This is a genomic window from Vulgatibacter sp. (assembly GCF_041687135.1).
In the GTDB taxonomy this organism is placed as follows: Bacteria; Myxococcota; Myxococcia; order Myxococcales; family Vulgatibacteraceae; genus JAWLCN01.
Genome location: NZ_JAWLCN010000008.1, coordinates 14,805 through 37,710 on the forward strand (window position 1 = coordinate 14,805; position 22,906 = coordinate 37,710).

Annotated in this window: 25 protein-coding genes; 10 read left to right on the forward strand and 15 right to left on the reverse strand. The window is 70.2% G+C overall.

Features of this window, described 5'->3' with window-relative positions:
* Positions 1 to 66: 66 nt before the first annotated feature.
* From ACESMR_RS17105 to ACESMR_RS17135, 7 genes are all read right to left on the reverse strand, one after another.
* Entirely contained in the window at positions 67 to 993 is a 927-nt protein-coding gene (locus ACESMR_RS17105) for a hydroxymethylglutaryl-CoA lyase (RefSeq protein ID WP_373048322.1), read from the reverse strand.
* On the reverse strand, positions 994 to 1,410 hold the full coding sequence (locus tag ACESMR_RS17110) for a cobalamin B12-binding domain-containing protein (RefSeq protein WP_373048323.1): 417 nt from the start codon (positions 1,408 to 1,410) through the stop codon (positions 994 to 996).
* Between the two features lie 141 nt (positions 1,411 to 1,551).
* Entirely contained in the window at positions 1,552 to 2,151 is a 600-nt protein-coding gene (locus tag ACESMR_RS17115; RefSeq protein ID WP_373048324.1) for a hypothetical protein, read from the reverse strand.
* Positions 2,152 to 2,429: 278 nt separating this feature from the next.
* A complete protein-coding gene (locus tag ACESMR_RS17120; protein WP_373048325.1) occupies positions 2,430 to 4,568 on the reverse strand; it encodes a methylmalonyl-CoA mutase in 2,139 nt (712 codons plus the stop codon).
* A 23-nt stretch (positions 4,569 to 4,591) separates the two neighbouring features.
* Positions 4,592 to 5,743 carry an acyl-CoA dehydrogenase family protein gene (locus tag ACESMR_RS17125; RefSeq protein WP_373048326.1) on the reverse strand — a complete coding sequence of 384 codons (1,152 nt, stop codon included), beginning with the start codon at positions 5,741 to 5,743 and terminating at the stop codon, positions 4,592 to 4,594.
* A complete protein-coding gene (locus ACESMR_RS17130) occupies positions 5,744 to 6,202 on the reverse strand; it encodes an AgmX/PglI C-terminal domain-containing protein (protein WP_373048327.1) in 459 nt (152 codons plus the stop codon).
* Positions 6,203 to 6,206: 4 nt separating this feature from the next.
* Positions 6,207 to 7,349 carry an acyl-CoA dehydrogenase gene (locus tag ACESMR_RS17135; RefSeq protein ID WP_373048328.1) on the reverse strand — a complete coding sequence of 381 codons (1,143 nt, stop codon included), beginning with the start codon at positions 7,347 to 7,349 and terminating at the stop codon, positions 6,207 to 6,209.
* A 197-nt stretch (positions 7,350 to 7,546) separates the two neighbouring features.
* On the opposite strand from ACESMR_RS17135, the gene ACESMR_RS17140 reads away from it, so the two are divergent.
* Positions 7,547 to 8,917, forward strand: coding sequence for a hypothetical protein (locus tag ACESMR_RS17140; protein WP_373048329.1), 1,371 nt, complete (start codon positions 7,547 to 7,549; stop codon positions 8,915 to 8,917).
* Positions 8,918 to 9,156: 239 nt separating this feature from the next.
* On the opposite strand, the gene ACESMR_RS17145 is transcribed toward ACESMR_RS17140, so the two are convergent.
* Genes ACESMR_RS17145 through ACESMR_RS17155 form a run of 3 tightly spaced genes read right to left on the reverse strand, consistent with a single transcriptional unit; the run spans position 9,157 to position 11,203 of the window.
* Complete coding sequence (locus ACESMR_RS17145) at positions 9,157 to 9,942, reverse strand: enoyl-CoA hydratase/isomerase family protein (RefSeq protein WP_373048330.1); 786 nt, start codon at positions 9,940 to 9,942, stop codon at positions 9,157 to 9,159.
* A 14-nt stretch (positions 9,943 to 9,956) separates the two neighbouring features.
* On the reverse strand, positions 9,957 to 10,352 hold the full coding sequence (locus ACESMR_RS17150) for a hypothetical protein (protein WP_373048331.1): 396 nt from the start codon (positions 10,350 to 10,352) through the stop codon (positions 9,957 to 9,959).
* Positions 10,349 to 11,203: a 3-hydroxybutyryl-CoA dehydrogenase gene (locus ACESMR_RS17155; RefSeq protein WP_373048332.1), complete on the reverse strand. Its 855-nt coding sequence runs from the start codon at positions 11,201 to 11,203 to the stop codon at positions 10,349 to 10,351. Before ACESMR_RS17155 ends, ACESMR_RS17150 begins: the two co-directional genes overlap by 4 nt.
* A gap of 255 nt (positions 11,204 to 11,458) precedes the next feature.
* On the opposite strand from ACESMR_RS17155, the gene ACESMR_RS17160 reads away from it, so the two are divergent.
* Positions 11,459 to 12,178, forward strand: a complete 720-nt coding sequence (locus tag ACESMR_RS17160) for a hypothetical protein (RefSeq protein WP_373048333.1) — start codon at positions 11,459 to 11,461, stop codon at positions 12,176 to 12,178.
* 5 nt (positions 12,179 to 12,183) lie between these two features.
* Here the strand turns inward: ACESMR_RS17160 and ACESMR_RS17165 are convergent, their stop codons facing one another.
* Complete coding sequence (locus ACESMR_RS17165; RefSeq protein WP_373048334.1) at positions 12,184 to 12,768, reverse strand: tRNA-uridine aminocarboxypropyltransferase; 585 nt, start codon at positions 12,766 to 12,768, stop codon at positions 12,184 to 12,186.
* Positions 12,769 to 12,816: 48 nt separating this feature from the next.
* Between ACESMR_RS17165 and ACESMR_RS17170 the strand changes: the two genes are divergently transcribed.
* The 6 genes from ACESMR_RS17170 to ACESMR_RS17195 all read left to right on the forward strand — a co-directional run bounded on the left by ACESMR_RS17170 (position 12,817) and on the right by ACESMR_RS17195 (position 17,861).
* Complete coding sequence (locus ACESMR_RS17170; protein WP_373048335.1) at positions 12,817 to 13,482, forward strand: hypothetical protein; 666 nt, start codon at positions 12,817 to 12,819, stop codon at positions 13,480 to 13,482.
* Between the two features lie 82 nt (positions 13,483 to 13,564).
* Complete coding sequence (locus ACESMR_RS17175) at positions 13,565 to 14,215, forward strand: hypothetical protein (protein WP_373048336.1); 651 nt, start codon at positions 13,565 to 13,567, stop codon at positions 14,213 to 14,215.
* Positions 14,216 to 14,269: 54 nt separating this feature from the next.
* Complete coding sequence (locus tag ACESMR_RS17180) at positions 14,270 to 15,577, forward strand: hypothetical protein (RefSeq protein ID WP_373048337.1); 1,308 nt, start codon at positions 14,270 to 14,272, stop codon at positions 15,575 to 15,577.
* Between the two features lie 152 nt (positions 15,578 to 15,729).
* Complete coding sequence (locus ACESMR_RS17185) at positions 15,730 to 16,287, forward strand: SMI1/KNR4 family protein (RefSeq protein ID WP_373048338.1); 558 nt, start codon at positions 15,730 to 15,732, stop codon at positions 16,285 to 16,287.
* Between the two features lie 82 nt (positions 16,288 to 16,369).
* Positions 16,370 to 17,047: a DsbA family oxidoreductase gene (locus ACESMR_RS17190; protein ID WP_373048339.1), complete on the forward strand. Its 678-nt coding sequence runs from the start codon at positions 16,370 to 16,372 to the stop codon at positions 17,045 to 17,047.
* 79 nt (positions 17,048 to 17,126) lie between these two features.
* Positions 17,127 to 17,861, forward strand: coding sequence for an SDR family oxidoreductase (locus ACESMR_RS17195; RefSeq protein WP_373048340.1), 735 nt, complete (start codon positions 17,127 to 17,129; stop codon positions 17,859 to 17,861).
* A 4-nt stretch (positions 17,862 to 17,865) separates the two neighbouring features.
* Here the strand turns inward: ACESMR_RS17195 and ACESMR_RS17200 are convergent, their stop codons facing one another.
* Positions 17,866 to 18,396, reverse strand: coding sequence for a gamma carbonic anhydrase family protein (locus ACESMR_RS17200; protein WP_373048341.1), 531 nt, complete (start codon positions 18,394 to 18,396; stop codon positions 17,866 to 17,868).
* Between the two features lie 153 nt (positions 18,397 to 18,549).
* Between ACESMR_RS17200 and ACESMR_RS17205 the strand changes: the two genes are divergently transcribed.
* On the forward strand, positions 18,550 to 19,038 hold the full coding sequence (locus ACESMR_RS17205; RefSeq protein ID WP_373048342.1) for a hypothetical protein: 489 nt from the start codon (positions 18,550 to 18,552) through the stop codon (positions 19,036 to 19,038).
* Positions 19,039 to 19,113: 75 nt separating this feature from the next.
* Here ACESMR_RS17205 and ACESMR_RS17210 read toward each other — a convergent pair whose 3' ends face one another.
* A complete protein-coding gene (locus ACESMR_RS17210) occupies positions 19,114 to 20,028 on the reverse strand; it encodes a fatty acid desaturase family protein (RefSeq protein WP_373048343.1) in 915 nt (304 codons plus the stop codon).
* A 146-nt stretch (positions 20,029 to 20,174) separates the two neighbouring features.
* Between ACESMR_RS17210 and ACESMR_RS17215 the strand changes: the two genes are divergently transcribed.
* Entirely contained in the window at positions 20,175 to 21,074 is a 900-nt protein-coding gene (locus ACESMR_RS17215) for a pseudouridine synthase (protein ID WP_373048344.1), read from the forward strand.
* Here ACESMR_RS17215 and ACESMR_RS17220 read toward each other — a convergent pair.
* Both ACESMR_RS17220 and miaB read right to left on the reverse strand, forming a co-directional pair.
* Entirely contained in the window at positions 21,071 to 21,457 is a 387-nt protein-coding gene (locus ACESMR_RS17220) for a VanZ family protein (protein WP_373048345.1), read from the reverse strand. The two genes, ACESMR_RS17215 and ACESMR_RS17220, sit on opposite strands and share 4 nt — an antisense overlap.
* A 2-nt stretch (positions 21,458 to 21,459) precedes the next feature.
* Complete coding sequence (miaB, locus tag ACESMR_RS17225; RefSeq protein WP_373048346.1) at positions 21,460 to 22,824, reverse strand: tRNA (N6-isopentenyl adenosine(37)-C2)-methylthiotransferase MiaB; 1,365 nt, start codon at positions 22,822 to 22,824, stop codon at positions 21,460 to 21,462.
* Between the last annotated feature and the right edge of the window lie 82 nt (positions 22,825 to 22,906).

The following is a 22,906-nucleotide window of genomic DNA, read 5'->3' on the forward strand; positions in this document are numbered from 1 at the left end:
GCATCGCGCAGGGGCCGTGCGAGGACGCGGGACGGGCGGGCGCCATCGCGCCCGCACCACGGACGATCAGACCGTCGCCGCCTTCCGCTTCTCGGCGAGGCGCGCCTTGAGGTAGCGCCCGGGCAGCTCGTGGGCCACCAGCTGCTGCGCGAGCTCCCCGGCGGCGACCAGCTTCTCGAGATCGATCCCGTGCGCCACGCCGAGCCCGTCGAGCATGTACACGAGATCCTCGGTGGCGAGGTTCCCCGACGCACCGGGCGCGTAGGGGCAGCCGCCCAGGCCGCCGATGCTGGCGTCGAGGGTGGTGATCCCCTTCGCGATCCCCACCAGCGCGTTGGCGAGGGCGGTGCCACGGGTGTCGTGGAAGTGGAGCGCGAGCGCCTCCGGGGCGATGCGTTCGAGCATGAGGTCGACGATCCGTTCGGTCTGCCCCGGGGTGCCCACGCCGATGGTGTCGCCGAGGGAGACCTGGTAGCAGCCCATCCCGATCAGCTGCTCGGCGATCTTTCGGGCGCGCTTCGGATCGACCGCGCCTTCGTAGGGGCAGCCCCACACCGTGGAGACGTACCCGCGAACGCGCATCCCCGCCTCGCGGGCGGGACCCACCACCGCCTCGAACGCCTGCAGCGTCTCGGCGATGGTCTTGTTCACGTTCTTCTTGTTGTGGGTCTCGGAGGCAGAGAGGAAGACCGCCACCTCCTGCATTCCGGCGGCCCTCGCTCCCTCGAGCCCTTTGGCGTTGGGAACGAGCGCCGAGAAGATCGTGCCTTCCCGGCGGCGGACGCGCGCCGCCACCTCCGCCGAATCGGCGAGGGGCGGGATCCACTTCGGCGAGACGAAGGAGGTGATCTCGATCCGGCGCAGGCCCGCATCTGCCAGCGCCTCGATCAGCCGGAGCTTTCCCTCGGTGGGAACGACGGCGGCCTCGTTCTGCAGGCCGTCCCGGGGTCCCACCTCGTAGACGGAGACCGCCTTCGGCAGCGCCTCGAGCATCTAGGCGGCCTCGGCGCGGGGCGCGATGTTCTCGCGCACCCAGGAGATCACCTTCTCGGTCGAGGTACCGGGGAGGAAGACCTCACGGACGCCTGCCTCCTTGACCTTCGGGATGTCGTCGCCGGGGATGATCCCACCGAGGAACACGGCGATGTCGTCGGCGCCCTGGCTCTTGAGCAGGTCGATCACCGCGGGGGCGAGAGTCATGTGGGCGCCCGACATGATCGACAGTCCCACCGCATCCACGTCCTCCTGGACGGCGGCGGCGACGATCATCTCCGGGGTCTGGTGCAGGCCCGTGTAGATCACCTCGAAGCCTGCGTCGCGGAGCGCGCGGGCGATGATCTTGGCGCCGCGGTCGTGGCCGTCGAGGCCGGGCTTGGCAACGAGAATGCGAATCTTGCGGGCTTCAGCCATGGGGTCGTCTCCGTTGTCGCGACGGCAGTTCGGGGCGGACTCTATCCCCGGCGCTACCCTTCGCCAAGTTCGCTGGCCGCCGCTTTTTGCCCGAGTAGCGCCGGGAGATCAACCGCTTGCAAACACGCACGGTCGATGGAGTCAGCGGCGCCCGTTCGGCGTCCAGCGCACCCGGAACTCGCAGAACGCGCCGCCTCCATCGATGCAACTCGCCTCGGAGCAGGAAGCATCCTGCGCGCCGGCGACGCGGAAGACGCCGCGAATCGCCGCTGCGCGGAAGCGACAGAGCGCCCCGCCCCCGGAGGGAAAACCGACGAAGCGAACCGCCGCGCGGCCCTCCTCCACGTCGACCACCAGCTTGCCGCGATCGTTCACCTCGCGGTAGGCGGCGGTGGCCGTGGCGACGAGGCGCTCCACCGACGAGGTGGCGGCGTAATCCTTCGGGAGGATCGACGAGGCGGCGGTCGCCGCCATCGCTTCGACCGCCGCGATGCCGACCCGCGCCTCGAGCTCCTCGAGCATCACGGCGAAGGCGCTGATCGGAAACCAATCACCGTCGGCGATGCGGTCGGTGAGGAGATTCGACGCCTCCCGCTGCTGCAGGCGCGCCGCAGCCGCCTCGAGGCCACCGGCGCCTGCAAGCGCCGCCCGGAGCACGCGGACCAGGTGGCCGCGGACACGTGGCTCGAAGCTCTCGCGATCCATCCCCACCCGAACCAGATTGGCACGTCCCGTTCCCATCGGGATCCCCCCTGCCCACCGACGCACTTGCACCCACCCGACCATTTCACGATGGGTGCGGCTTCGATGCTCCAGGCCGGCGCCCCGTTGCGTGGGGGAAAGCGCTGGAAACACCGGGGAACCGCCGGGGCGCCACCGACGATTCCCGAAGAGGCGCCCCCCCCCCCGGCAGGAGGGGTGGCGCCCGCCCCGGTTTCGCAGCGCGCGATCGCCCAAAGAGAAGGGGCGGTACCGGCTGCGCCGGACCGCCCCATTTCGTGTCGTTCGGCCGCTGGCCGCTAGAAGCGACCGACTTCGCGGTAGGTGCCGAAGACCTTGCGGAAGACGTCGCAGACCTCGCCGAGGGTGGCGTAGGCGCGCACCGCGTCGAGGACCGAGGGCATCAGGTTCACGCCGTCGCGGGCGGCCTGCTCCACGTTGGCGAGGGCCTTCTCCACCGCGGCTGCGTCGCGGGACGCCTTGAGCTCCTGCAGCCGCGCGATCTGCTCGTTGGCGAGCTCGTCGTGGACCTTGAGCAGCTCGATGTCGTCCCGGTTCTCGGAGACGCAGGCGTTGACGCCGACGATGTAGCGGTCGTTCGCCTCGACCTCCTTCTGGTGCCGGAAGGCCGACTCGGCGATCTCCTTCTGCGGGTAGCCCTCCTCGACCGCGCGGATGATGCCGCCCATCTCGTCGATGCGATCGATGTACTCGAGGATCCGCTTCTCCATCTCGTCGGTGAGATACTCGATGTAGTACGAGCCGCCGAGGGGATCGACCACGCGCTCGGCACCCGACTCGTGGGCGATGATCTGCTGCGTGCGCAGCGCGATCGTCACCGCGTTCTCGGTGGGCAGCGCGTAGGTCTCGTCGAGCGAGTTGGTGTGGAGCGACTGGGTGCCGCCGCAGACCGCAGCGAAGGCCTGCAGCGCCACGCGGACCACGTTGTTGTAGGGCTGCTGCGCGGTGAGCGAGACGCCGGCGGTCTGCGCGTGGGTGCGCAGCATCCACGAGCGCGGATCCTTCGCGCCGAACTTCTCCTTCATCTTCCGGGCCCAGATCCGGCGGGCGGCGCGGAATTTGGCGACCTCCTCGAAGAAGTCGTTGTGCACGTCCCAGAAGAAGGAGAGCCGGGGCGCGAAGTCGTCGACGTTCATGCCGCGCTTCACGCACTCCTCGACGTAGCCGAGGCCGTCGGCGAGGGTGAAGGCTGCTTCCTGCACCGCCGTCGCCCCTGCCTCGCGGATGTGGTAGCCGGAGATCGAGATCGGGTTCCAGCGGGGCATGTGCTGCGAGCACCACTCGATCATGTCGATGACGATGCGGACCGCGGGACGGGGCGGAACGATCCACTCCTTCTGCGCGATGTACTCCTTGAGGATGTCCGCCTGGATGGTGCCGCCGAGCTTCTCGGGGGGCACGCCCATCTTCTCGCCGGTGACCACGTAGCAGGCGAGCGCGTAGATGGCGCTCGCGTTGATGGTCATCGAGGTGGTGACCTTGTCGAGGGGGATGTCCTTGTAGAGGATCTCGAAGTCGGCGAGCGACGAAGCCGCCACGCCTTCCTTGCCCACCTCGCCGCGGCTCATCGGGTGATCGGCGTCGTAGCCCATCAGCGCCGGCATGTCGAAGGCGGTGGAGAGGCCGGTCATGCCCTGCGAGAGCAGGTATTTGAACCGCTTGTTCGTATCCTCGGGCGTGCCGAAGCCGGCGAACTGGCGCATGGTCCAGTGGCGGGCGCGGTACATCGTCGGCTGGGGGCCGCGGGTGTAGGGATATTGGCCCGGGAAGCCGATGTCGCGGAGGTAGTCCTCACCGGTGCGATCGGCGGGCGTGAGCAGGTCGGGGATCGGCACGCCGGAGTCGGTCACGTACGCGGGCTTGCGAAGGGGCATCTTCGCCAGCGACTTGCCGAGCTCCTGCTGCTCCCACTTCTTCTTCGCCGCGGCGATCTTCTTGAGGCTCGCCTTGTCGTAGGTGGGCTGGGCCTTCGCCTTCGCCTGCTTCTTCGGCGCCTTGCGCGCTGCCGACTTCACGCCGGCCTTCGCTGCGGTGGCAGCCTTGCGGACCGCCTGCTTCACCGTGCCCACGACCTTGCGGGCGGTGGCCTTCCCTGCTGCCGGCTTCTTCGGCGCAGCGGCGGGCTTCTTCGCAGGCGCCGCCTTCTTCACAGGCGCAGCGACAGCTGCCTTGCGGGCGGTCGCCGGCTTCTTCGCGGCTGCGACCTTCTTGACCGCGGCGACCTTCTTCACCGCCACGGCCGTCTTCGCAGGCGCCGCCTTCTTCGCAGGCGCCTTCTTCGCAGCGGGAGCCGCCCTGGTGGCGGTGCGTCCTGCGACCTTGCGCGGGGCAGCCTTGGTGCCGGCGGTGCGGGTGGCGCTCTTCGTGGCCGTTGCGCCCCTGGCGCGCTTCTTCGCGTCGGACTTGCCGTTCTTCATCGATGGTCCCCGTCCTTCGTTCTTCAGCGTGCGCCCTCGCGCAGGATCTCCCGCGCGATCACCAGGCGCTGGATCTCGCTCGTCCCTTCGTAGATCGTGGTCACCCGCGCGTCGCGCAGGTGCCGCTCCACCGGGAACTCGTCGACGTAGCCGTATCCTCCGTGGATCTGCACCGCCTCGGAAACGGCCCGGTTGGCTGCCTCGGAGGCGAAGAGCTTGGCCATCGACGCCTCGCGGGTGAAGGGCCTGCCCTCTTCCTTCAGCCAGGCGGCGCGCAGCGCCAGCAGCTGCGCCGCGTCGAGCTCGGTCTTCATGTCGGCGAGCTTGAAGCTCACCCCCTGGAAGTTGCCGATGGGCTGGCCGAAGGCCTTGCGATCCTTCGCGTAGGCGGTCGCCGCCTCGAGGGCGGCGCGGCCGATGCCGAGGGCCTGCGAGGCGATGCCGATCCGGCCGCCGTCGAGGGCCACCATCGCCCACTTGAAGCCCTCCCCCACCTGGCCCATCAGGTTCTCCTCGGGGATCTCGCAATCCTCGAAGGTGAGCGGCACGGTGTTGGAGGCCTTGAGCCCCATCTTCTCCTCGGCCTTGCCGACGAGCAGGCCCTTCGTCCCGCCCTCGACGAGGAAGCAGGAGATCCCCTTCGCGCCGGGCTCGCGGGAGGTCCGGGCCCAGACCACCATCACGCCGGCGTACGCGCCCGAGGTGATCCACTGCTTCGCGCCGTTGAGCACCCACTTGTTGCCGCGCTTCTCGGCGAAGGTGGCCATCGCGGATGGGTCGGAGCCGGCCTGCGGCTCCGAGAGCGCGAAGGCGCCGGCCATGTACTCACCGGAGGTGAGGTGCGGCACGTAGCGCTTCTTCTGCTCCTCGCTGCCCGCCTTGCAGATGAGCTCCGCACACATGTTGGTGACCGCCATGGTCACCGCGGTGGAGGCGCAGCCGGCGGCGATCTCGGTCATCGCCAGCGAATAGGCCACCGTGCCGGCGCCGGCGCCACCGAACGCCTCGGGGACGTTGACGCCCATCAGGCCCAGCTCCGCCATCTCGCGGAGCTCTGCCTTCGGGAAGGTGTGGTTGCGGTCGCGCTCGCGGGCGCCTGGCGCCAGCCGCTCCTGCGCGTAGCGGCGGGCGGCGTCGCGCACCGCCGTCTGGATCTCGTTCGGCTTGAAGTCCATCTAGTTGCGGTCCTTCTTGCCGCCGGCAGGGGCGCTCGACGGCTGCAGATCGAAGGGGAACTCCACCGGCTGCCTCGCCTTCGGGCGCGGGAATTCCCAGAAGCGGATCGCCTCCACCATGCAGTCGGTGACCAGCTCGTCCTTGATCTCGGTGCGCTTCACCCGGACCTCTGCAGCGAGGCCCTCCTCGGTGATGCTCCAGGCGATCACCACCCGGCCCTTCGGCGCCGACTTGCCGGTGGCGCCGCGCTGGGCCATCGCGTCCTCGTAGCACTTCTGGATCTGGTCGCGGTGCGAGGAGACGACGGCGAGCACCGCCTCCCTGCTGAAGGGCTGGTCCCGGACGTCCGGCTTCTTCGCCGGTGCCGGCGCCGGAGCCGGCGGCGTCGCGGGCTGCTGCGCCGCTGCGGAGAACGGAGCGGCGAGGCCGAGGAGGATGGCGAGCAGGCGGAGCCGCATCGGACTAGCCCTTCAAGAGAGCGTTGGAGATGACGATCCGCTGGATCTCGCTGGTGCCCTCGTAGATCTCGGTGATCCGGGCATCGCGGTAGTGGCGCTCCGCGTCGAACTCCTTCGAATAGCCGTAGCCGCCGTGGATCTGGATCGCCTTGTGGGTGACCCGGTGGCTCATCTCCGAGGCGTAGAGCTTCGCCATCGAGGACTCGGCGCTGTGGCGGACACCGGCGTCCTTGAGCGCCGCGGCGCGGTGCACCAGCAGGCGGGCTGCGTCGAGCTCGGTGGCCATGTCGGCGAGCATGAACTGGATCGCCTGGTGGTTCGCGATCGGCCGGTCGAAGGTCTTGCGCTCCTTCGAATAGGCGAGCGCCTCCTCGTAAGCGGCCCGGGCGATGCCGAGGGCCTGCGCGGCGATGCCGATGCGTCCGCCGTCGAGGGTGCTCATCGCCACCTTGAAGCCGTCGCCCTCGTTGCCCAGCCGCTGGGCCACCGGCACCCGGACCTGATCGAAGAAGAGCGAGCAGGAGCCGGAGGCGGTGATGCCGAGCTTGCGATCGGGCGGCGCCCGGGTGACGCCGGGGGCGTCGAGGTCCACCAGGAAGGCGGTGATCCCCTTGTTGCCCTTCGACCGGTCGGTGATGGTGAAGAGGACGATGGCGTCGGCCTGGGGCCCGTTGGTGATCCAGTTCTTCGAACCGGTGATCACGTACTCGTCGCCCTCGCGCACCGCGACGGTCTTCTGCGCTGCCGCGTCGGAGCCGGCCTCGGGCTCGGTGAGGCCGAAGCAGCCGAGCTTCTCGCCACGGGCGTAGGGCGCGAGGAAACGCTCCTTCTGCGCGTCCGTGCCGAACTTCATCACCGGGTCGCAGTAGAGCGAGTTGTTCACGCTCATGATCACGCCGGTGGAGGCGCAGCCGCGGCTGATCTCCTCCATCGCGATCGCGTAGCCGACGTAGTCGGCGCCGGCACCACCCCACTCCTCCGGCACGGCGATGCCGAGCAAGCCGAGCTCGGCCATCTGCTTCACCGCCTCGGTGGGGAAGTGGTGCTCCTCGTCCCAGCGGCGCGCGTTGGGGGTGAGCTCCCGCGCCGCGAACTCGCGGCAGGTATCGCGCAGCATCTGCTGGATGTCGCTCAACTCGAAACGCATGTGTCATCTCCCGGCGGCGTCGCCCGTTTCGAAGGCGCGCATCATCCTCCTCCGGGCCCCGCTTGACAAGCACAAGAAACCCTGCGGACACGCGAGGTTGCACACCGGCCGGCGGGGCGGCGCCGGGCCCTCCCCGCAGCAGGGCAGACGCAGCGGTCGGCAGCTGGCAAGATGGCGCGAAACAGGAGGGTGGAACGATGTCGCAGAAGTCATTGCTGGCTGCCGTGCTGGCTTGCGCCTCGATCGCCGGTTGCGGCTCGAACGAGCCCGGCGCCCGGGGCGGAGGCCTCGGCGGCGGCGGCGGGAGCGGCGGCGGCGCCGCCGGGAATGCTCCCACCTGGCACGAAGACGTGCAGCCAATCGTGGCGCGGTCCTGCGAGAGCTGCCACACGCCCGGGGCGATCGCGCCCTTCCCGCTCCGCAGCTACGAGGAGGCGAAGCCCTGGCACGCGGCGATGCGCCGCGCGGTCGCGGATCGCACCATGCCGCCCTGGCTCGCAGGCGACGACTGCAACACCTACCTGGAGGATCCCTCCCTCACCGACGAGGAGATCGCCATCCTCGCGGCCTGGTCCGAGGCGGGCGCTCCCGAGGGTAGGGCCGTCGCTCCCGCGGCAGCCTCCACCGGCGCCGGCCTCGACCGCGTCGATTTCGAGCTGCCGATGCCCGAGGCCTACACCCCGCAGCAGGATCCCGACGACTACCGCTGCTTCCTCCTCGAGTGGCCTGCCAGCGAGACGAGCTTCATCACCGGCTTCCAGGCGGTGCCCGGTGCGCCCACCGAGGTGCACCACGTGATCGCGTTCCTGATCGAGCCGGATCTCGTCGACGACGCCGAGGCCCTCGACGCCAGCGAGGAGGGTCCGGGCTGGCCCTGCTTCGCCGGCCCCGGCGTCGGCAGCGGCAGGAGCTCCTTCCACTGGCTGGGCGCCTGGGCCCCCGGCAGCAACGGCGCCGAATTCCCCGAGGGGACCGGCCTGCGGATCGAGCCCGGCTCCCGGATCGCGCTGCAGATCCACTACAACACCCTCACCGCCGGCGCCGTGCCCGACCGGACGAAGCTCCAGTTCCGGGTGGAGGAGTCGGTCGAGCACGAGGCGCTGGTGATCCCCTTCACCAGCCCCGACTGGACCGGCAGCGACGCCATGTCGATCCCCGCCGGCGAAGCCGACGTGAAGCACAGCTGGGCGCTGCCGCTCTCGCTCTACGCCAGCTTCGTCGACGGCGACTTCTCCGCCAGCGAGCCCCTGCTCCTCCACGCAGCGGCGCTCCACATGCACGAGCTCGGGACGAAGGCGAGCCTGCGTCTCAACCGGGAGGAGAACGCCTGCGTCCTCGACATCCCGACCTGGGATTTCCACTGGCAGTCGGTCTTCAACCTGGCCGAGCCGATGCGGGTGGAGTCGAGCGACCAGCTCCGGATCACCTGCCATTGGGACAACACCGCGGAGAACCAGCCGGTGGTCGACGGCGAGCGCCTGCCGCCGAAGGACGTCGCCTGGGGCGAGGGGACCCGGGACGAGATGTGCCTGGGGATCCTCTACGTGACGAAGGCCCCGGCCGAGTGAAGGCGGGCGCTGGCGCTTCCGTTCAGCGGTTCACATGCCGTGTTAAGGCGGCGCAAAAAATCGCCCGGTTTGTTGGTTGACGAAGCGCTCGTTCCCCCCGACCATGATCGGAGTTCACCGCTGCAAAGGGGTGGGGAACCGGTCTGGGGTCGGGAGGGAAACTGGCTTCGGACGAGAAGGGCCGGGGTGGCTTCGAGAGCCGCCCCGGCCTTTCACTTGCGCCGCGCTCGCGTCGTGGGTCAGTGCCCGCCGAACTTCGCGGGGCGCTTCTCCAGGAAGGCGTTCATCCCCTCCTTCTGATCCTCCGAACCGAAGAGCACGCCGAAGGTCTCCTGCTCCAGCGCGTTGGCGGTGCGGGGATCGCAGGCAGAGGCCTCGATGATCACGCGCTTGAGCGCCGCCACGGCGAGGGGGCCCTTCGAGCAGATCTTCGCGGCGATCGCCTCGACCTTCTCGCGCAGCTCGGCTGCAGGGAAGACCTCGAGCACGATGCCGATCTCCCGGGCCTTCTCGGCGCCGATGATGTCGCCGGTGAAGCAGAGCTCCAGCGCCCGCTGGGGACCGATCTTGCGGGGCAGCCGCTGGGTGCCGCCGAAGCCCGGGATGACGCCCAGGTTCACCTCGGGCTGGCCGAACTTCGCCCGGTCCGAGGCGTAGACGAGGTCGCAGGCCAGCGCCAGCTCCATGCCGCCGCCGAGGGCGAAGCCGTTGACCATGGCGATGGTCGGCACCGAGAGCCGCTCGAGCTTGTCGAAGACCCGGTGGCCGATCGACGAGAAGACGCGGGCCTTGGTCGGCCCCATGGTGCTCATCTCGGCGATGTCCGCGCCGGCGACGAAGGCCTTCTCGCCGCCGCCGGTGAGCACCAGCACGCGGAGGTTCGGATCGCGGGACGCCTCCTCGATCACCTGCTCGAGCTCGAGCAGGGTCGCGGCGTTGAAGGCGTTGAGCGCCTTGGGACGATCGATCGCCACCCAGGTGATGCCATCGGGCCGGGCGTCGACCGTGAGGTTCGCGTAGGCCATCTCTTCCGGTCTCCTCATGTGAAATCGTCCTCGTGGGTGTGGGTACGGAACACGACTTCCTCTGCCACCGCTTCCCCGACCGGCGCGAAGAGGTAGAGCGCGTCGAAACCCGCGCCCTCGTAGATCCAGGCCTCGAGGGCCTGCTCCTCCACGCGCTCCTCGGGCGGGCCGTACGCCGCCTCGATCCGCTCCCGGGTCGAGGGGAAGCCGCCGCCCAGCGGGCCCGCCAGGGGCACGGCGATCTCCACCACCCGATCCTCGAGGAGCACCAGGTGCAGCCCCTCGTAGAAGAGCTGCGCCTCGGTGCGGCTGCGGGGCTCGCTGCGGAGCGGATCGCCGAGGCGGTCGCGCACCTCCTTCCAGGAGGCGCCGAGCTGGATCCCGGCGATCGGCGGCGGCTGCCGGATCACTTGGCGTAGGTGTAGAAGCCCTTGCCGCTCTTGCGGCCGTACCAGCCCGCGTCGACGTACTGCTTGAGCAGCGGGTTCGGCCGGTACTTCGGATCGCCGAGGCCCTCGTGGAGAACGTCGGCGATGTACTTCACCGTGTCGAGGCCGATGAAGTCGGCGAGTTCGAGGGGGCCCATGGGCTGGTTGGTGCCGAGCTTCATCGCCGTGTCGATGTCCTCGACCGTGGCGATGCCCTCCTGCAGCGTGTAGCAGGCCTCGTTGAGCATCGGGATGAGGATGCGGTTGACGATGAAGCCGGGGAAGTCGCGGGAGAGGACGGTGGTCTTGCCCAGCCGCTCCGCCAGCGCCTTCGTCACGGCGTAGGTCTCGTCCGAGGTCTGCGCGCCGCGGATCACCTCGACCAGCTTCATCACCGGCACCGGGTTCATGAAATGCATGCCGATCACGCGGTCCGGGCGCTTCGTCGAGGCGGCGATCCGGGTGATCGAGATCGAGGAGGTGTTGGTGGCGAGGATGCCGCCGTCGCGGACCATCTCGTCGATGCCGTGGAAGAGCTTCTTCTTCAGCTCCTCGTTCTCGGTGGCGGCCTCCACCGCGAAGTCGAAGCCGCGGGCAGCGGCCACGTCGCCTGCAGGGGTGATGTTGCCGAGGATGGCGTCGCGCTGCTCCGCGGTGATCTTGCCCTTCTCGACCAGGCGGCCGAGGCCGGCGCCGATCTTCGAGAGGCCCTTCTCCGCGGCGGCGATGTTCACGTCGATGAGCGCCACCTGGATGCCGGCCTGCGCCGCCACCTGGGCGATGCCGCCGCCCATCTGTCCCGCACCGATCACCGCAAGGCTCTTGACGTCCATCTCGTCCCTCCTGACGCGAAGTTGGGCGGGTTTGTAGCCCCCGGCTCCGGGGTGGTCAAGGCGCGCCGCAACGGCCGGGCGTACACCGACCGGAATACGATGAAGCCGCCCCGGACTTGCCCGACCGCTCCCGGGGGCCGATGCTCGGCGCACGATCGATAGACACCCCGAAGTGATCGATGCGCAGGCGCGGGCACATCGCCGGTGAAGCGCCCTTTGGTTCCCCAGCGCCAGGCCGCAGAGAGGAAGAACGGCATGCAGCGTCGCATCTGGTGGTCGGCCTTCGTCCTGCTGATCACCCTCTGTGGGTGCCCCGCCGCCAACCGCTACGGCACGCCGCGAACGATGCCTGCGGGCACCTCGGGCCACGTCCTCTCCCTCGACGGCAACCTGCTGAGCGACGACATGGTGGGCTCCTTCCTCTGCGGCAGCGGAGCAGCCGAAGAGACGGGGGAGCCAGCCGACGATCCCTGCAAAGGTCGCGACCTCACGCCGCTGCCCTTTCCGAACGTCGTCTACACCTGGCGCCACGGCCTCGCACAGGGGTTGGAGCTCGGCGTCGGAGCAGGGACCGCCCCCTTCCTCGGGCTCGATCTGAAGGTCGAGCTCCTGCGGAGCCGGTATTTCGACGCAGCGGTGGCGCCGACGCTCGCCACCTCGTTCATCTATCCGAGTGTCTCCCTCCCGCTCCTCCTCGGCATCAACCTCTCCAACGACGTGGCGCTCCTGCCCCAGGCAGGCGCCCACCTCTTCACCGCCATTCCCGACCAGGAAAGCCACATCGCGTTCTGGTGGTCTGCAGGGCTCGGCGCCCAATTCCGCTCCGACGACGACTTCGCGCTCCAGCCTTCGTTGCAATGGATGGCGTCCAGCGAGGCGAACATCCTCACCGCGGGGCTCGGCCTGGTCTGGGGGCCGCGGCCCGCGGATCCGCCGCCGCCCGTCTCGAACGACGACTTCCGGACCGACATCTGACCGCGCTACGCAGCCGAGCCGCGGGGCCAGAGGCCCCGCGAGGTGAGCACGCGCTCGGTCGAGAGGGCATGGGCCCGGTCGAGGGCTGCGGCCACGGTGGCCCCATCGAGGATCTCGAGGGCGCGGGCGATCGCCTCGAGGGTCGACATCGCCGCCGGATCCGGCGCTGCACGAAGGCGAGGCGCCGCCACGGCGGGGGCAGGCAGCGAGAGCCGCGGCAGCGCGTGGAGCGCCGGGCAGCGGAGGAAGATCCGGCGGGCCTGCCGCCACGAGCCGTCGAGGACGACGAGGCGCTCGGGCCGCGGGCCAGCGGGGATCGAGGGGCCGGTGCCGGGAAAGAGGAGCCAGCTGCCGGCGAGGTCGGGCAGCTGCATCTCGCGGCCGCCCCACTCCACCACCTGGCAGCGCGAGAGCGCGAGCTCCGCCACCCGGGCGGTGTTGGTGGTGCGCCAGCCCTCCTTCTCGTGGCGGAGGATCAGCACCTCGGTGTGATCGGCCACCGGCGAGAGGTCGCCGCAGAGGCAGAGCTCGCTTCGCATCACGCAGCGGGGGCAGCGCCCCGCGAGGTCCGGTCCGGAGAAGCCGCGCATCGGGGGCACTGTACACGCAGTGCCGCGTCGTGCGACCGTCCGCGCATCGTGCGCCAGCTTCTTCCGCTGCTTCTCGTCGCCACCACCACCGCCTGCGGCACCGCCAGCCGCTACGGCACCCCGCGCACCCTCGCACCAGGCGAGACGACCACCGTCGCCACCCTCGACGTCACCCCGGGGGTCGAGTTCAACGGCACCGACGGCATCGCGCCCCTGCCCCGCCTCGGCGCCCGCCACGGCCTCACCGACACGCTCGAGATCGGCGGCAGCATCACCGGCCTTCCCCCGCTGGTCGGCGAGGCGGGGCTCGACCTCAAGTGGAATTTCCACCGCAGCCCCGGCCTCGATCTGGCCCTCGCTCCAGCGGTGGGCGCCCTGCTGGTCGCCAACTTCGACGACGAGGACGACTGGGACGAGGACGACGACGCCACCGAGGTGGACGCCGCCCTCTTCCACGCCACCCTGCCGCTGCTCGCCGGCATCAACGTGGCGCGGTGGGCCACGGTGGTGCCGCACGCGGGTCTCGGCCTCTTCACCTCCCGCGAGGCGACCGGCCCCTACGCCTCCGTCGGCGTCGGGCTGCAGTTCCGGCCGAGCGCCACCTTCGCCATCCAGCCTGGCGTCGAGATCCTCCGGCGGCTCGACGGCGACGAGGCGACCCTCGCGAGCGTCTCGCTGGGGCTCTTCTTCGGCCCGCAGCCCCGCTTCGACTGAAAGTCCGCGCGCCCCGCCTCCGCAGCACGTGAACGTCAGGTATCATCCCCGCCGTACACGTGGTCTGCCCGGGGGGGAAGAGATGAGACGGCTCGTACCGCTGCTCTGCGTGTTGCTCGCGGGCTGCACGTCGTTCAACCGCTTCGGGGCCGCGCGCACGCTGGCCCCCGGCGAGACGAGCCACACCGTCGCCGCCGACGTCTGGGCGATGGGCGAGGGTCTCGACGGCCCCAGCTCCGACGAGCTCTCCTTCGTGCCCCGGGTGCTGCCCTATCCGCTGATCAGCTACGTCCTGCGCCACGGCCTCGCCGAGCGGCTGGAGCTGGGTGTGACCGCCATGCCGCTTCCGGGCCTCGGCCTCGACCTCAAGTGGAACTTCCTGCGGGCGGGAAAGCTCGATCTGGCGGTGGTTCCCAACATGCTCGCCGGCTACCTCTTCGACTCGGCCAACAACACGACGGTGCAGAGCAGCCTGCCCCTGCTCCTCTCCTGGCGGATCGACGAGAAGCTGGCGCTCGTCCCGCAGATCGCCGCCGCCCACCGCTTCGACCGCAGCGACGGCGCCCCCGCCAGCGAGAGCTGGAACCTCGCCGCGGGCCTCGCCGCCCGCGCCCGGGTTTCACCACGGCTCACGGTGCAGCCCGGCGTCTACGTCCTCCAGCCCCTGGACGACGGCGATCGCCGGCTCTACTCCGTGGGCGTCGCCCTCGGGTTCGGCCCCCCCGCGCCGTAGCCGACTTGCACCGGCAGCGCCCCCGCCCGCAGCTTCGGGGCGGAGGCTCTCGCCATGTCCGATCTGCCCCCGGGCCTCGAGGAGGCCCTCGGCTTTCCCCTCTTCGCCGCCCTCTTCGGCAGGCGGGCCCGGCGCTTCGCCCTCGGCGCCGCGATCCCCGACGGCCCGCTCGCCTTCACCTCCCGCTACGAGCCCCACCCCTTGAGCGAGCTCGAGCGGCTGCTGGTGGTGACCGCCGCCACCGGCAACACCGCCTGGCACCACCTGATCACCCGCAACGCCCGGTACGCGCCGCACCTCTCCAACTATTGCGGCGCAGCGGGCGGCCGCACCTTCCCCTCCGCCGCGGGCTTCCACACCAGCCAGCTCTTCTTCACCGACGACAGCGGCATCTTCTTCGTCGACACCCGCGACGCGCCGGCCCTCGTCGACCGGCAGGCCGACGGCGCGCTCGATGCCGAGGCGCTCCTCGCCGCGCACCGGGGGCAGATCCGCCAGCTCGAGGCGGGCCGCCTCCACCTGCCCCGGGAGGAGCCGTACATGGAGGGGCACAACACCTGGAACGTGAACGTGCAGGGGAGCCTGCTCCTGATCCCGGTGGGCGATCTCGCGCAGCACGTGCTCGCCACGCTCTGCTACTACCTGCAGAACGGCTACGTGCTCACCGACGACGTGCACGGCGCGCCCTTCCCCGGCCTCGAGCGCTTCCGCCACCTCGCCGACGTGGAGAACCCGCTGCCGCTCTCCTTCGTGGAGCAGCTCGCCCTCGGCGAGCTCTCGGTGGAGCTGGGCGCGTCCTGCTACGCGGGCATGCTCTCCCTCCAGGCGATGGGGCTCGGCGGCTGGATGTTCGACGGCCTGAGCCCGCAGGCGCTCCTCGGCGCCAGCGGCGACCCGGCCGTGCCGGGCCTCGGCTTCCGCTACGACGAGCGGCCCGGCTGGCCGGTGCCCAATCCCACCGGCAGGGCCGGGGTCTTCGAGGCCTTCTGCCCGCCCCATTTTCCCGACATGCGTGCGGCGGTGGAGGCGCTGGTCCGAAGGAAATTCGGTCCCGGCGGCCCCTTCCATCGCGGCACGCCCGGCCCCTTCCGCGACAGCCCCGGGGTCCGCGGCAGCGCCCAGGTCCACGACGAGGCGTTCCAGGCCTGCGTGGCGCTGCAGGCCCAGACGATCTTCGAGCGCTTCGGCAAATTTCCGGGGACCGTGCCCTCGGTGCTGGTCCTCATGTACCTGCAGGCCCACCACCTCGACCTCGAGTTCTACGACACCCACTTCGCGCCAGGGGCCTACCTCTCCACCCACGCCCACCACTTCGAGAAATGGCACGGCGGCGTGCTGCCGAAGCGTCGCGACGGGGGGTGACGCCCCCCAACAGCCCTCACACGCAGCATGAGAATTTCTGATGTGCGCCTTGCCCTGCCCCCGGCCGCGGTGCTAGTTGGACCAGCGGATTCGCAAGGTTGCCGGGGGGCGCCTGCGGTTGCATCCCCTTGCGGCTGCGCGTGGAGTCGGTCATGCAGCAGGCGCTCGTTATCCTTCTCGACAACGCCCGGCGCACCCTCGGTGCCCGCCCGGCGCGGGTCGATCCCCGGGATGTCGCCACCCTCGAGGCCGAGCTCGGGCGGCCGCTCCCGCTCTCGCTCAAATTCGTCTGGCAGGCCTGGGGTGCAGGCGACGTGGGCCGGATCCACCTCTCCGGTCCCCGGGAGATCTCCGCGGGCCTCGCCCTCTCCGATCGTTTCCTCGACGAGGCGCTCCTTCCCTTCGCCTCCGGTCCCGATGGCGAGGCGTGGGGCCTGCGCCTCGACGCCAGCGAGGATCCGCCGGTGGTCCTCGCCCTCGACTTCCCCCGGAAGCTCCGGGCGGTCCTCGGCCCCCTCTCCCGCGCGGTGGAGGTAGCAGTGCTCGAGGCCCTCGCGGAGCACCGGGGCACCGACGCCGGCGAGCGGGTGCGGCTCTTCCGCAAGCTCGAGCGGCTCGACGCCGACCAGCGCTACCGCGCGCCGACCCGCTGGGCAGAGGCACCACCCATCCGGGGCGCCGCTGCTGCGGGCGCCCCCCGATCGGCCTGATTCCGCGCCGTTCCGCCGGGCTATGGTGTCGCACGGGCAACACCTGTGTCCGTCATGCATCGAAACGGCCGGAGGAGATTGGATGAGCCTGGAGAAGCGCCCGCTCCGCGTCGACGTGATCTCGGACGCCGTCTGCCCCTGGTGCTGGATCGGGAAGCGCCGCCTCGAGGCGGCGATCCGGCAATGCGCCGACCGCTACGCGGTGGCGGTGCATTGGCATCCCTTCGAACTCAACCCCGACCTGCCGAAGGACGGGGTCGACGCCAGAACCCACTACGAGCGCAAATTCGGCTCCATCGAACGCGTCCGCCAGCTCCGTGCGAACGTGGCGGCGGTGGGCCGCGAGGCGGGCATCGACTTCGACTTCGAGCGGGCCGAGAAGGCGCCCAACACCTTCGACAGCCACCGGCTCGTCTGGCTGGCAGCGGGCACGGGCTTCCAGGGCGCCGTGGTCGAGCGGCTCTTCCGCGCCTTCTTCGTGGAGGGGCAGGACGTCGGCGACCACCGGGTCCTGGTGCGCCTCGCCGAGGAGGCGGGCCTCGACCCCCACGACGTCGAGCACGTCCTCGCGAGCGAGGCCGGTGCCGCCGAGGTCCGCGGCGCGGAGGAGGCGGTGCGCAGGCTCGGCGTGAGCAGCGTCCCCTTCTTCGTGGTGGAGGGCCAGTGGGCGATCTCCGGCGCGCAGCCGGTGGACGCCTTCGTCCAGCTCCTCGACCACGCCGCCCAGCAGATCGCTGCCCAGGCAACGCCGCGGGCCTGATCGGCGCCGGCGCCGCGAGCGCCGCTCCATTCGGCGGGCACGTGCATCCGGATCCGAAGAACGCAGCAGGGGGACGCGAATGGCGGATCGAGTCGCGGTCGTGACGGGCGCTTCGCGGGGAATCGGGGCGGCGATCGCCCGGCGCCTCGCACGCGACGGCTTTGCGGTGCTGGTCAACCACCGGGACAGCGCAGCGCAGGCGGCGGCGGTCGTCGCGTCCATCGAGGCGCAGGGTGGCAGCGCGGCTGCCGTCCGGGGCGACGTGGGCAACGGCGCCGACGTGGCGCGGCTCTTCGACGAGGCGGAGGCCCGGTTCGGCAAGGTGACGGCGGTGGTGAGCAACGCGGGCCGCGCCCTGCACAAGCTGCTCGCCTCGACGGCCGAGGAGGAGTTCGACGCGCTGGTCTCGACCAACTTCCGCGGGACCTTCCTCGTCCTCGCCGAAGCGGCGCGTCGGCTCGCCGACGGCGGTCGCATCGTCACCATCTCCGCCAGCTTCCAGGCTGGCCCCGTCGCCACCTACGGCCCCTATGCTGCAACGAAGGCGGCGATCGAGAAGATGACCGAGGTGGCAGCGAAGGAGCTCGGCCCCCGGGGGATCACCGTGAACGCGGTGCGACCGGGACCGACCCGCACCGCGATCTTCCTCGAGGGCAAATCCGACGCGCTCGTGAAGGGGATCGCCCGGCAGGTAGCCCTGGGCAGGATCGGCGAGCCGGAGGACGTGGCGGAGGTGGTGGCCTTCCTGGCCAGCCCGCAGGCAGGCTGGGTGACGGGCCAGCTGATCGGCGCCAACGGCGGCTTCTGGACCTGAGCGGTCAGAAGCCCCTGCCGAACTTCTCGATGTAGCGGCGGGAGTAGTCGACGTAGTTCTTCCAGGTGCGGTGGAGGAGCTCGAGCTCCTTCGCGTCGACCTCGCGCTTCACCTTCGCAGGCGATCCCATCACCAGCGAGCGCGGCGGCACCACCAGGCCCGGCGTGAGCAGCGCACCCGCCGCGATCAGGCATTCCTCACCGATCGTCACCTCGTCCATCACCGTGGCCCGCATCCCGACCAGCGTGTAGTCGCCCACGGTGCAGCCGTGCAGGACCACGCCGTGCCCGACGCTCACGCGATTGCCGAGCGTGGTGGAGAAGCGGTCCTTGAGCACGTGGATGCAGGAGAGGTCCTGCACGTTGGTCTCCTCGCCGATGGAGATGGTGTGGACGTCGCCACGGACCACCGTGCCCGGCCAGATCGAGGAGCGGGCGCCGATGGTCACGCGGCCCAGCACCAGCGCCGAGGCGTCGACGTAGGCGCTCTCGTCGATGCGCGGGTTCTCATCGGTGAAGGGACAGGGGCGGATCATCGCTGCCTCCGGAGATCGTCTGGCTCGGTCGCTGGAGTAGCAGGCGCCCGCCGGGTCGACAAGGCGAGGAAGCGGGCCCATCGCCGCCGGCCCGTGTCTTTGCATCGGCGGTGGGCGTTTCCAGCCTTGGGAGCGGGAGGGAGGGAGTCCAACATGACCTGGAACAAGATCGTTACGGCGGCTGCTGCCGCCTTCGTGGTGGTGGGTGCCGGCGCCGCGGGCGCAGCTGGTGGCGAGTACAAGACCCAGGAGCAGGCGGAGCAGGAGCAGCAGCAGATGGGCCAGCCCGAACGCGTCACCGTGACGCAGGAGCCCGACCAGCTGCCCAGCGAGGAGCAGCGTACGCTGACCCTGACCGTGACCAACGTCGACCGCGCCAACAACCGGGTGCAGTTCGAAGCGCAGGTCGATCCCGAGGCCCGGGTGATGAGCGGCAGCGAGGAGCTGCGGATCAACCAGCTGCAGCCGGGCGACTCCGTCCGCGCCTCCTTCGACCCGGTCACGGGCGAGGTGCAGCAGATGATCGTGGTGGAGCGGGCTGCCCCCGAGCCGGGCGCGCAGCAGCCGAGCCCCGAGCAGCAGGGCATCGAGGAGCCCGCCGAGAGCGGGTCGATGGGTAGCGAGGAGATCGAGCGCTTCTGATCTGATCGAGGCGGGCGATTGACGAGGCCCGGCACCCTCGTGGGCTGCCGGGCCTCGTGTGCTACCTCGATGGGATCAGGCGGTGGCCTGCTCCTGCCCCCCCACCTCGGTGATCTTCGGCGCGCCGGCGCCGGGCACCAGCGGGCGGAGGAGGAAGGTCCAGATCATGTAGCCCCACCAGCTGCGCTGCAGCAGCGCCGGGTGGATCTGGTGGGCCACCTTCGCGTGGGCCTCCGGGGTCTTGGTCCAGTGCAGCCCCGGGGTCATGTGGTGCACCGTGTGGTAGCCGTTGTTGAAGAGCAGCGCGTTCAGCACCGGTGAGACGAAGTTGCGCGAGTGGTTCCACTGGCTGTTCTCGTCTGCCTCGATGTGCTGCACGTAGTTGAAGACCTGGATGACGAAGAGCGCCACCTGCTGCGGGATGAGGAAGAAGAAGAGCGCCTTCCTCCAGTCGAGCACGAAGACCACCGCCATGAAGCCGAAGAAGACCACGTACTCGGAGATCGCCGACCAGTACTGCTTGCGGTTCTTCGTCTTCAGACCTGCGATGTAGGCCTTGATCTCCGCCGTCTGCGCCATGCTGGTGAGCGTCGGGTAGATCAGCAGCGCGAAGAGGTGGTTGCGCTTGAAGACCTTGGGGCACCGCGAGCTGTCGCCCGGCTTGTTGTTGTATTTGTGGTGCACCATGTTGTGGGTGGGCACCCAGCCGATCGCCGGATGGCCGTAGAAGATCGAGATCACCCAGCTGGTCACGAGGTTCGCCGGCTTCGACTTCCACATCGACAGGTGGTTGTGGTTGTGGCTGATCACGGCGGTGGCGACGCCCAGGAAGAGCGCCACGACGTAGAGCACCGGCTGGATCGCCACCCCGAGCACCTCGAAGGTCGGAACGGGAAGGGCGAGGGCCTCGAAGTTCCAGTGGACGACGGCGATGGCTGCGGCGGTTGCCAGGTAGGCGATCGAGCGCCAATCGGCGGAGTAGCGGAGCATACAATCCTCGGAAGGGGAGCCTGGCCCCGGACTGAAAGAAGACGGGGTCGCTGCCGTGTCCCCGCCGGGAGGTTCCCGGTGACGCAGGGCAGCAGGAGGCAAACCGCGGGGAGAATTCCACGGCGAGCGTCCGGAATCAACCGCTCGTGAGGTCGGCAGTGGGAAACGAGGGCTATACCTACGGTGAATGGATCGGCGCCGCTGCAGCAGGGCGAGGCGTTCTCGACTGGCTCTCCGAGCGCTACCCACACGCCTCGGCTGCGGTCTGGGAGACCCGGATCGACGGGGGCGAGGTGCTGCTCGACGGCGCCCCTGCCCTGCCCCGGCAGATCCTCCGCGCTGGCCAGCGCCTCGAGTGGAAGCGGCCGCCGTGGCTCGAGCCGGAGGTACCGCTCCATTTCGAGCTCCTCCACGAGGACGCGCACGTGATCGCGGTGGCCAAACCGAGCGGCCTGCCCACCCAGCCCGCCGGCGGCTTCCATGCCCACACGCTGCAGGCCCTGGTGCAGGCCCGCTTTCCCGGGGCGGATCCGCTCCACCGGCTCGGCCGCGGCACCTCGGGGATCGTCCTCTTCGCCCGCAGCCCCGAGGCCCGCTCGCAGCTGAGCCGGGCGCTGCGCGAGGGCGGGATGCTGAAGGTCTACCGAACCCTGGCGGGTGGCCAGCCGCCGTGGGACGAGCGCCGGATCGAGGTCCCCATCGGCCCGGTGCCCCACCCGATGCTCGGCACGTTGCATGCTGCGAGCCCCGAAGGACGCCCGGCCCGCAGCCACGCCTTCGTGATCGAGCGTCGGGCGGAGGAGACCCTCCTCGACGTGCGGATCGAGACGGGCAGGCCCCACCAGATCCGCATCCACCTGGCTGCGGTGGGACACCCCCTCGTCGGCGATCCGCTCTACCGGGTCGGCGGCGTCCCGGCGCCCGACGCGCTACCTGGCGACGAGGGCTACCTGCTCCACGCGATGACCCTCGGTTTTCCCCACCCGGCAACCGGCTGGTTCGAGCTGCACGCCCCGCCCCCCGCTGCGCTGCGGCCGCGGCGTTAGCCAGCGACTGCCGATCGGCGGAAGCGCGCGCGCAGCTGCAGCCAGGCGAGGTAGGTCCCCGCGCCGAAGAGGCTGCCGAGGAAGTCGGCGACCACGTCCCACGGATCGGAGTCGCGCCCCGGCACGAAGAATTGGTGCGCTTCGTCGGTGACGGCGAAGGCGGTGGCGAGGAAGACCGCGGTGGCGGCGCTCTTCACCCCGCTCCAGCCGCTCACCAGCCGCACCCCCCGGGTCACGAGCAGCGCGAGGATCGTGTACTCCCCGAAATGCGCCGCCTTGTCCCAGATCTTCGGCGCGTGCGGCAGCTCCGACTGCGCGGAGAGGAAGACGATCAGCGCGCCGTAGAGCAGCACCGGCAGGAAGGCGGAGAACCAGCGCCCCATGCCTACGCGATCACCTGCAGCTTGCCCACCGGCGCGGCGATTGCCGGGGTGAAGCCCACCTGCACGCCGCCGAGGGCGTTGGGCGTGGCGTCGTCGATGCGCACGCGCACGGTGGCGCCGGCAGGGGCGTCTCCGGCGAAATTGACCACCCGGTTCTCCGGGGTGCGGCCGAAGCGCCTGGTCTCGTCGTAGCGCGAGGGGCCCTCGACGAGGACCTCGACCTCCGTGCCCACGCACGCGGAGTAGTACGACCAGGAGTGCTCGCGGAGCAGCGCCTGGAGGCGGACCAGCCGCTCGGTGGCGACCTCCCGCGGGATCTCGCCCCACTCCGCCATCCGGCGGATCGCGACGGTGTGCGGGCGCGGGCTGAAGATGAAGGAGAAGGCGTTCTCGTAGCGCACCCGCTCCACCAGCTCCATGGTCCGCTCGAAATCCTCGTCGGTCTCGCCGGGGAAGCCCACGATGATGTCGGTGGTGACGGCGATGCCGGGACGCGCGGCCCGCAGCTTCTCGAGCCGGTCGAAATACCACTCCACCGTGTAGTCGCGGCGCATCCGCTTGAGCACCGGCTCCGATCCGCTCTGCACCGGCAGGTGGAAGTGCGGCATCACCTTCGGTTCCTCGGCGAAGAGCACGATCAGCTCGTCGGAGAGGTCGTGCGGGTGGCTGGTGGTGAAGCGCACGCGCTCCACGCCCTCCACCTGCGCGGTGCGCCGGAGGAGCTCGGCGAAGGTGACGCCGCCGTCGTAGGAGTTCACGTTCTGGCCGATGAGCGTGATCTCCTTCACACCCACGCCTGCTAGATCGCGGACCTCCGCCAGCAGATCGTCCACGCCGCGGGAGACCTCGCGGCCGCGGGTATGGGGCACCACGCAGAAGGCGCAGACGTTGTTGCAGCCCTTCATCGCCGAGACGAAGGCGGTGACCTTGCCCCTGGCGAACGCCGCATCGGCACGGGGAAAGACGTAGGTCGAGGAGTCGAGCCACGCGGTCTCGGCGAGGCGGACGTTCTCTTCCTCCACCCGCTTCAGGATCTCCGGCAGGTTGCCCACCTGGTCCGGCCCGAAGACGAAGTCCAGGTAGGGGACCTTCTTCAGGAGCTTGTCCTTCTCCTGCTGGGCGACGCAGCCGCCGACGCCGATCCGGGCGCCCCGGGCCACCTTGAGGGGCCGGTAGCGGCCGAGGGCGGAGAGGAGCTTCTGCTCGCTCTTCTCGCGGATGGCGCAGGTGTTGAGGAGGATGAGATCGGCGTCGTCCGCGGAACCGGTGCGCGCGTAGCCGCTCTTCGCCAGCGACTCGATCATGCGGGACGAGTCCGCCTCGTTCATCTGGCAGCCGAAGGTGTGGACGAAGACCTTGCGTTCCATAGGCGGCGCAACCTAGAGCGCACGGGCCTTTCCGGTCAAACGCTTCGGCACCGGGCGGTGGTGGAGAGAGGGCCCGGCGGGC

Bases quoted from the DNA above. Each gene is read 5' to 3' on its own strand.
- ACESMR_RS17105 (WP_373048322.1), bottom strand. From the start codon at position 993: ATGCTCGAGGCGCTGCCGAAGGCGGTCTCCGTCTACGAGGTGGGACCC.
- ACESMR_RS17110 (WP_373048323.1), bottom strand. From the start codon at position 1,410: ATGGCTGAAGCCCGCAAGATTCGCATTCTCGTTGCCAAGCCCGGCCTC.
- ACESMR_RS17115 (WP_373048324.1), bottom strand. From the start codon at position 2,151: ATGGGAACGGGACGTGCCAATCTGGTTCGGGTGGGGATGGATCGCGAG.
- ACESMR_RS17120 (WP_373048325.1), bottom strand. From the start codon at position 4,568: ATGAAGAACGGCAAGTCCGACGCGAAGAAGCGCGCCAGGGGCGCAACG.
- ACESMR_RS17125 (WP_373048326.1), bottom strand. From the start codon at position 5,743: ATGGACTTCAAGCCGAACGAGATCCAGACGGCGGTGCGCGACGCCGCC.
- ACESMR_RS17130 (WP_373048327.1), bottom strand. From the start codon at position 6,202: ATGCGGCTCCGCCTGCTCGCCATCCTCCTCGGCCTCGCCGCTCCGTTC.
- ACESMR_RS17135 (WP_373048328.1), bottom strand. From the start codon at position 7,349: ATGCGTTTCGAGTTGAGCGACATCCAGCAGATGCTGCGCGATACCTGC.
- ACESMR_RS17140 (WP_373048329.1), top strand. From the start codon at position 7,547: ATGTCGCAGAAGTCATTGCTGGCTGCCGTGCTGGCTTGCGCCTCGATC.
- ACESMR_RS17145 (WP_373048330.1), bottom strand. From the start codon at position 9,942: ATGGCCTACGCGAACCTCACGGTCGACGCCCGGCCCGATGGCATCACC.
- ACESMR_RS17155 (WP_373048332.1), bottom strand. From the start codon at position 11,203: ATGGACGTCAAGAGCCTTGCGGTGATCGGTGCGGGACAGATGGGCGGC.
- ACESMR_RS17160 (WP_373048333.1), top strand. From the start codon at position 11,459: ATGCAGCGTCGCATCTGGTGGTCGGCCTTCGTCCTGCTGATCACCCTC.
- ACESMR_RS17165 (WP_373048334.1), bottom strand. From the start codon at position 12,768: ATGCGCGGCTTCTCCGGACCGGACCTCGCGGGGCGCTGCCCCCGCTGC.
- ACESMR_RS17175 (WP_373048336.1), top strand. From the start codon at position 13,565: ATGAGACGGCTCGTACCGCTGCTCTGCGTGTTGCTCGCGGGCTGCACG.
- ACESMR_RS17180 (WP_373048337.1), top strand. From the start codon at position 14,270: ATGTCCGATCTGCCCCCGGGCCTCGAGGAGGCCCTCGGCTTTCCCCTC.
- ACESMR_RS17185 (WP_373048338.1), top strand. From the start codon at position 15,730: ATGCAGCAGGCGCTCGTTATCCTTCTCGACAACGCCCGGCGCACCCTC.
- ACESMR_RS17190 (WP_373048339.1), top strand. From the start codon at position 16,370: ATGAGCCTGGAGAAGCGCCCGCTCCGCGTCGACGTGATCTCGGACGCC.
- ACESMR_RS17195 (WP_373048340.1), top strand. From the start codon at position 17,127: ATGGCGGATCGAGTCGCGGTCGTGACGGGCGCTTCGCGGGGAATCGGG.
- ACESMR_RS17200 (WP_373048341.1), bottom strand. From the start codon at position 18,396: ATGATCCGCCCCTGTCCCTTCACCGATGAGAACCCGCGCATCGACGAG.
- ACESMR_RS17205 (WP_373048342.1), top strand. From the start codon at position 18,550: ATGACCTGGAACAAGATCGTTACGGCGGCTGCTGCCGCCTTCGTGGTG.
- ACESMR_RS17210 (WP_373048343.1), bottom strand. From the start codon at position 20,028: ATGCTCCGCTACTCCGCCGATTGGCGCTCGATCGCCTACCTGGCAACC.
- ACESMR_RS17220 (WP_373048345.1), bottom strand. From the start codon at position 21,457: ATGGGGCGCTGGTTCTCCGCCTTCCTGCCGGTGCTGCTCTACGGCGCG.
- miaB (WP_373048346.1), bottom strand. From the start codon at position 22,824: ATGGAACGCAAGGTCTTCGTCCACACCTTCGGCTGCCAGATGAACGAG.